Source organism: Cellvibrio sp. QJXJ (genome assembly GCF_024452345.1).
Lineage (GTDB): Bacteria > Pseudomonadota > Gammaproteobacteria > Pseudomonadales > Cellvibrionaceae > Cellvibrio.
The window spans coordinates 191,723-199,774 of sequence record NZ_CP101663.1 but is presented as its reverse complement, the minus strand read 5'-3'; the positions used below and the strand labels follow the sequence as shown (position 1 = coordinate 199,774).

The window sequence follows — 8,052 nt, the reverse complement described above, 5'->3', positions numbered from 1 at the left end:
TGAATCAGACGCCATTTTATGCACTAAATTAATATTGATTGAGAGAGGCGGTTGAATAAAGCCGCATGTTCAGAAAGCTCGTATCCCACCTGCTGGAAATAAGCCTTAGCTGTAGGAAATTGACAATACTTGATGATTTTTACAGCGAGCACTTTGCAGTGCTCGCTGAGGAAGTTTGACGTAAATCAGGGGAACCATTGACGTTCCCCTTTTGGAATATCGCAAAATATTTTATTGAAAACTATTTTTCGACTTAGTGAGGATTACTTTCTCGCTTGTTTCAAGGTCAACCAGTATCAAGGCTTTACGCCTACTATCTAACAAAAAAATAAATCTTTTTATCTCATGAATATCTAGATCGGAAGATGTAACAAATTTCGTTGTAATTCCAGTATAGGATATATCCTTAAATAAACTACGGTCACCAGATGCGATATCGATAGATAAGATTTTGCTTGAAACGGACTCAAACACTAAGAAACGATTATTTACTGCATCTTTTACAATTCCTCCGAGGGCTGCTGTATTTCCGTCAGGCAAAATAGCACTAAATAACTCTCCGCTTCCTGTTGCGTTATCAGAATATAACTCATGTTTTCCGGTTATCGCGTTGACTCTAATGACTTGACGTAGTGTTACGTCTTCATGCTGACCACCTGATGTAATCCAATAATTGTCGCCATCTATTGCTATTCCACCAGATGAACCTTTTATCAGGGGTTGTTCACTAGCGTCGGAAATAACAGAAAATTCTTTCGAATCCAGCGAAAAACCAATTAGTCGCCCACCCCCTTCATTGTATGCATAAATTTGTTCTACTAATACCAATCGATTTCTACCATTGAATCTATCCAGAGAAAGACCGAGAAATGACTCGTTGTTGGGATTTAGGGTTATTGTGTATTGGTCAATAAAGGCTCCATCGAGTAAATTAAACTCTAGAATTTGTTCAGTTCTGCAAATGCCGTAAAGCCTAGAGTTTTGATGGTCTATGGTGAGCCCAGACAAGCGACTATTGCAAACACTTTCATGGTTGATAAACACAGTACGCTGCCCAGTAGCAATATCTACTGCCATCACTTTTCCCCTGTCAGCAACCAGTATGCGATTAAGTTCAGTGTCCAATGCACTGGAACGTGCGATTTCAAACTGACTCACCTCATCCGGAAATGCGCTGGCCACATCGGCCTGCCGAATAGTGACCTTATTAGCATCCTCGTTCGGAATCGTATTGTCGTTCTCATCTGTTGCAATCACTTTAATTTCATTTTCTGCAAGCGCAGTTAGTGGGATATCAGCCGTCCAGCTGGAAAAATCTTTTACGCCGTCTATTTCCGCTTTCGGCGTTACCTCAAACTCGGTTGATGCAATCGTTTCATCTGGAGTATCGAGCTTGAATGAACGCACCACCACTTTCACGCTGGTAATGGTGTTGTCATCGGTGGCAATGCCACGGACTTTTACCGTATTGGCTTCGCTCATGGTGTAAGGCGTAGGGAATTTGAATTCAGCGACCGGAGGCGTGGTGTCCGGGATGGTAGTGATGGAATAAGTAGCACTGACACCACCAATAGTGACGACAACCGCGTGGGTCAGATTATTACCCGTTGCAGATGTTCCTCTGAGCCTGACCGTATTGTTTGCCGACACAGTGCCAGCCGCTGAGGTAAATGTCTCCTCACTGTTAATCGCATATTCACCACCAGTGACAGTGATGGGCACGGCCGCATCAATGCCAGTGACCGTAATTGCACCGGAGGTATAAACCGTATCGAGCGCAGCATCAGTTACGGGCTCAAAACTAAAAGCCTCCGGCGTGGTATCGGCCTTGGTAGTCACACTGAAGCTCGCACTCACTCCGCCAACAGTCACCGTCGCACTGGTCGCTGTACTGTGCACCGCCGACGCGGTCAATCGCACGGCGAGTGTTTGTCCATTACTGACTTGACCATCGATCGCGGTAAACGCAGCGCCATCAATAGAATATTCCCCACCCGTAACACTCACGGTAGCGAGAGTGTTAATACCGGAAATGGTTACGACATCAGAGGGCGTTACTGCAGAGAGCTCCACGCCAGTAACAGAGTTAAAGCTAAAGCTATTGGGAATAGTATCGGGAAGCGGAACAGAAGAGACACTGCTGCTACTCGGGGCAAGGCTACTGACACCCACCGAACTGCTGATACCTGCACTGCTGGTACCAGCAGTACTGTTACTGGATCGTGAGGCCGTTGTGTTATCGCCTCCCCCACCACCTCCGCCGCAAGCGACAAGTGCAGTGAAGCCCAGGAGTAAAACGGTTCGGAAGAATGCGCGGTGCAGTGTAGCTATCGTCATGATAGTAATGATTCCTTTGCGATAAAGAGAGGAGCTATCGAATGAAGCGGTGTGTTTAAAAAGGTGCGGATTTTACCTGCTAGCAATAAGCCTTGGCTGTAGGAAATTGACTATACATGGCGCTTTTTTAGACATTTTGTGACCCGGTTTTATTTTTATTTTTAGGAGTAAAAATGATGATAATTAATGTTTTCGGCGCCAGTTTTACAGCGCTCGAACAGTTGTGATTTCTAGTGGATTTTTTTGAGATCGTGTTAATGGGTATCGTATTGCGGATTAGAATTGCGACGCGCTAAATTTGTTGGTCAGTCTATGAGCCGAAATGAAAATATATTTGGGAGCGAGATGATACACGTTGCTAACGTATATGGTTTTTGGAGATTGCCAGTTCAGCGAGCACTTTGTAGTGCTCGCTGAATTGTTTAGGACGTTTAGCTATCAGCGGTTATTTTTTGATTTTGAAAGGATTACTTTTGCGCCTGTTTCAGTATCAACTATGATAATAGATTTCCGTCGCTCGTCAGCAATATAAAGATGCCCTTTAACTCCATCGGTATCCATATCAATAGATCCAACTTCGTTTCTAACAATACCCTGTTGATTGAAAGAAATATCACTGAATATTTTTCGATTCATCGTTTCTTGGTCGAGAGTAAATATTCTGCTGGACCAATACTCAAATACGAAAAATTTGTTTGCATTTGGATCTTTAACCATAGTTGATAATACTGGCATATCCCGAAAGCCAACTCCTCCGTAAAGATCTCCGGTACCGATGGTATTATCGGACAATATTTTTCGAGTGCCATCCAATGCACTCACACTAATGATCTGGCCACCGAAATCACTATTGAGATCGCTACCAGGCACTAAATAATTGTCTCCATCCAATAGAATAGATTCGCTAACCTGAAAAGACGGCAGTTGATCTACAGCAGATATAGTAGAAAATATTTTAGTGTCCAACGCAAACGAAATTATTTTTCCTGATGCTTCAGATTCTCTACGTTCTAATAATACTAATCGGTTTCGACCATTGTTTCTGTCAAGCACAATGGCTGGTATTGTGGTAACAGAACCTTCAACCCTATAAGTACCAATTAAACTACCATCACTTAAATTGAACTCATATAAATTACCACTACACGCACCAAAGATATGTTTACTTAAGGGATCAATTGTTAATCCAAACAGGCTGCAGTCAGGGGATGTAAAAGCAATTGATCTACGCCCTGTTGCTAAATCAACGGCTATGACATTTTGATCGCCACCATAGGATGACGCAACAAGCACTCGATTACGTCCATCATAAGTGTCAAAAACAAGACTCACCGCATAATCAAACTGATTCACCTCATCCGGGAATGCACTCAAGACATCGGCCTGCCGAATAGTGACCTTATTAGCATCCTCGTTCGGAGTCGTATTGTCGTTCTCATCTGTTGCAATCACTTTAATTTCATTTTCTGCAAGCGCAGTTAGTGGGATATCAGCCGTCCAGCTGGAAAAATCTTTTACGCCGTCTATTTCCGCTTTCGGCGTTACCTCAAACTCGGTTGATGCAATCGTTTCATCTGGAGTATCGAGCTTGAATGAACGCACCACCACTTTCACGCTGGTAATGGTGTTGTCATCGGTGGCAATGCCACGGACTTTTACCGTATTGGCTTCGCTCATGGTGTAAGGCGTAGGGAATTTGAATTCAGCGACCGGAGGCGTGGTGTCCGGGATGGTAGTGATGGAATAAGTAGCACTGACACCACCAATAGTGACGACAACCGCGTGGGTCAGATTATTACCCGTTGCAGATGTTCCTCTGAGCCTGACCGTATTGTTTGCCGACACAGTGCCAGCCGCTGAGGTAAATGTCTCCTCACTGTTAATCGCATATTCACCACCAGTGACAGTGATGGGCACGGCCGCATCAATGCCAGTGACCGTAATTGCACCGGAGGTATAAACCGTATCGAGCGCAGCATCAGTTACGGGCTCAAAACTAAAAGCCTCCGGCGTGGTATCGGCCTTGGTAGTCACACTGAAGCTCGCACTCACTCCGCCAACAGTCACCGTCGCACTGGTCGCTGTACTGTGCACCGCCGACGCGGTCAATCGCACGGCGAGTGTTTGTCCATTACTGACTTGACCATCGATCGCGGTAAACGCAGCGCCATCAATAGAATATTCCCCACCCGTAACACTCACGGTAGCGAGAGTGTTAATACCGGAAATGGTTACGACATCAGAGGGCGTTACTGCAGAGAGCTCCACGCCAGTAACAGAGTTAAAGCTAAAGCTATTGGGAATAGTATCGGGAAGCGGAACAGAAGAGACACTGCTGCTACTCGGGGCAAGGCTACTGACACCCACCGAACTGCTGATACCTGCACTGCTGGTACCAGCAGTACTGTTACTGGATCGTGAGGCCGTTGTGTTATCGCCTCCCCCACCACCTCCGCCGCAAGCGACAAGTGCAGTGAAGCCCAGGAGTAAAACGGTTCGGAAGAATGCGCGGTGCAGTGTAGCTATCGTCATGATAGTAATGATTCCTTTGCGATAAAGAGAGGAGCTGTCGAATGAAGCGGTGTGTTCAAAAGGCGCGGATTATGACAGTGATCACAATTTAAAAGTGTGAAGGCATTAGAAAAAACAGATCAAAATGCTTTTTTAGTTATTAGATGTAACGCTTTAGCGTTTGTTGATTCCACAGACCCCAAGTTCACTTTTAGGTTTGTGCTGTGGTCAATTGGGGCGAAGTGGGTAAAAGCTGTGTGTAAACGCGTAGCGTTTTCCATAGCTTTTGCCCGCGCTGCGTAGCATCGTCCCAATTGTCCATCAGCGGAGCAAAGCCCAGCTTTTTAGTTACTTAGCTAGTTAATATATTTAAAGTTATTAATAGTTATTAAATAGTTACATTTCACCAAAGCCTTACTATTGGCGGTTTTGATAGCCCATAGGGTGTTCAAAATCACGATTACCCGTGGTTAAAAGCACGTACTTTTGTGGTTAAAGACCCGAATAAACTGTGTTTAAAAACACGTTGCTTTTGTGGTCAAAAACACGTTGCTATTCACAATTCCCACTACTTGGTTGTCACTTTTGCTTTGCTTCTAGTCGCTCAGATTGCGTGGTTAAAATCACGAACTCCTATTAATCAAAAACATACTGTATGTTTTTTTTGATTCAGAGATTTATTGCTCCTTTTTTAATCGCCTTTGTACTTTTTGCCTGTGTTCATACTTTCGTTGCGCTACTTGGTGTGGTTAAAACCACGATGCCAGTATTTTAATTGTGGTTAAAAACACGAGGCAAAGTTCAGTATGTATTGGCGTTATGGATTGTTTTCTGGATGCAGCGTCTGGCTCTGATTCCGCAGATAGGCATCTTTATCATGGTAAACCTGAACCTTTTCGATAGTTCCTGTTTCTTTGGCTGTTTTATATTCGATGTAATAGTCTGGAATAGCTTGTTCTTTTACCAATTCCTTGATTTTTCGACGAAATTCACGAAGCTCTGATTTGACTCCAAATTTGGAGTAAAGATTTTCAAGCCCTATTTCCCAATAGGTTTGATTGCCGCAATGTTTTCGACAGAGTTCATACATGCGTCGGTCATAGGGCGAACGCAATCTGAAATAGTCACGGTTGTAAGTCAGAATTCGATGGTTGGTAATGGAGGCGAACAGGTGTTCCGACAGCACAACTTCAACATAATCCAGTCGTCCATTTTTGTCGGTAACGGCATTACCTGAATCGATTAAACCAAACACTTCGCCTTTTTTATTTTCCTGATTTCCGATATTGCTCTTGAAAGTAGTGCCACGCAGACGCGCAAGTGTATCGGTAATGGCAGCATAGGAGCGCCCGTCGGTGTTGCGATTCGTGCTCACCAGATAATCGTAGGCAGTAATTTTGAGCCGTCGGCTGATGCTTTTGCCCCGATTAAGAGCCTCGGCAATCTGACCAAAACAATAAAGCAACAGGTCCTTGTCATGAATTGTGGCTCTACCATTTACCGAGGGGATAATCTCTAGCCAATTACCGTTTGGATTCTCGTAGCGAAAAATCTCGGTGTCCGGTTTGGAGCTGATTGCAAAAATCGGATACTCCATGGAATGCAGGTCACCCTTAGGGGCGATATCGATGATGTCGGCGACAAAGAGGTCTAGCTGGTCGGTTTTCTCGATCTTCTGTGACATTTTAATCCCCCTCGCCCATGGTCACCGGGAGGCGTGTCTCCTTGGGAGACAGTTGACGCCCTGCTCTTGCGAGCAAGTTTTGGGTGATTGCTGTGCGGATAACTGCGCTGCGGTCTTTACGTATTGCCTCTTCCTGCTGGACGCGCTCCAATACTGCATTGATCTGGTTATCCAGGTTATTGCTGAGTGTAACGGGAATGGATTCAGTGGATCCCGGAACAATAAATTCTTCGGCGATCAAGTTGGGGGCATCTGAGCGTTGGAGAAAAGAAAGCGTGATATCTTCAATCCACTTTGATCGTTGCTTGCGGTTATAGCCGCTTTGTTCCATAGTTTCATCTATTTTGGCCAGCATGGTTTTGGGAACTCTAATGCTGGAACGAGCACTATTGTCACCCGCTTTGGGCAGGGAAAACTTAGCCATTAGCTGAACTCCCGAGTCCATCGATGAGTATGGCCAATGCCTCATTTATTCCTGCAGGGCTCTTTAAATCAATTTGTTTAATGGCGGATTCCATTTTTAGCTGTTTTGCTGCGGCTTTTAACAAAGTGGCAAAAGCCTGGCTTTGGGATTTATCGCTAAATTTTACGCTTGCTTTCGGGGGAGCAATTGATGGTGCACCTGACAACTTTTTCTGTAGTTGTTCCGATGATAACTGCGCAAGCGCCGCCGCTGATTTAAGATCCCCTACCCTACCGGTTTTGATGGCATCCAATAGCAATGGTGAAGGGTAGCGCAGCACGACTAGGTAACGCTGGCTTTCAGCGCGACTGCGCCCCAAAATTTTACTCAGTTTGGTAACTGATGTTGCGGCTATGCCCGCCTCTGATTCGAGCAACTTTTTGACATGCTCAACCCGTTCCCAGAGCGACATATCGACCCGGTGAACGTTTTCTTCCCATTGTAAGGTGTCAATTTCGGCGCGGCTGTAGTGCTGCTCGAGAATACGGGCAGCGATATGCGATTCACCCAGCAGGATATGTGCAAGCAGCCGACGTTCGCCAGCGATTAAATGAAAGGTGCTTTCATCGCGCCAAACCACGATGGGGTGTAATAAGCGGTCAGCAGATTTCAAGGCGGCAGCAAAACTAACCAGTGATTCCAGATCGCCGACCGCTTTACCTGTCAGCCCTTCGCCCTGACCTACCCTTGCCACATAGTCTTCGATCCAATCAGTAGCATCTTCCACTTGCAGCAGTTTTGCATCCAATGGATAGTTTTGTGCGATGGCGCTGACTTGAGCTTGGCTCAGGGCAAGTTTGCGCGGGTTTTGTGGATCACACTGAACATAATTAACCGGGATTGTTTTGGCCATTATGGCTTTGATATTGGCCGCTGTTGCTACTTGTGCAGCTACAGAACCCGCCCATTTTTCGCCAGTTGATTCTGACTGGTCGATTTTGCCGGTGCCGACGCGGTTGGTGTTGGATGAGCCAAATTTACGAGCCATGATAAATTCTCCTATGGTGTCTCCTCGGGAGACAGACAGTCCGTGTTTGCGTGACTGATCGAAATTTAC

The 8,052-nt window shown here is 45.4% G+C and carries 5 protein-coding genes; all 5 read right to left on the bottom strand.

Annotation, left to right across the window (positions count from 1 at the left end):
* Positions 1-231 precede the first annotated feature (231 nt).
* The 5 genes from NNX04_RS21780 to NNX04_RS21760 all read right to left on the bottom strand — a co-directional run bounded on the left by NNX04_RS21780 (position 232) and on the right by NNX04_RS21760 (position 7,983).
* Positions 232-2,337: a hypothetical protein gene (locus NNX04_RS21780; protein ID WP_261948537.1), complete on the bottom strand. Its 2,106-nt coding sequence runs from the start codon at positions 2,335-2,337 to the stop codon at positions 232-234.
* Between the two features lie 438 nt (positions 2,338-2,775).
* Complete coding sequence (locus NNX04_RS21775) at positions 2,776-4,869, bottom strand: hypothetical protein (protein ID WP_261948536.1); 2,094 nt, start codon at positions 4,867-4,869, stop codon at positions 2,776-2,778.
* Positions 4,870-5,665: 796 nt separating this feature from the next.
* Positions 5,666-6,532, bottom strand: coding sequence for a replication initiator protein A (locus tag NNX04_RS21770; RefSeq protein ID WP_261948535.1), 867 nt, complete (start codon positions 6,530-6,532; stop codon positions 5,666-5,668).
* Between the two features lies 1 nt (position 6,533).
* Entirely contained in the window at positions 6,534-6,956 is a 423-nt protein-coding gene (locus NNX04_RS21765; protein ID WP_261948534.1) for a ribbon-helix-helix domain-containing protein, read from the bottom strand.
* On the bottom strand, positions 6,949-7,983 hold the full coding sequence (locus tag NNX04_RS21760) for a ParB/RepB/Spo0J family partition protein (RefSeq protein WP_261948533.1): 1,035 nt from the start codon (positions 7,981-7,983) through the stop codon (positions 6,949-6,951). The genes NNX04_RS21765 and NNX04_RS21760 overlap by 8 nt, the downstream gene beginning before the upstream one ends.
* Between the last annotated feature and the right edge of the window lie 69 nt (positions 7,984-8,052).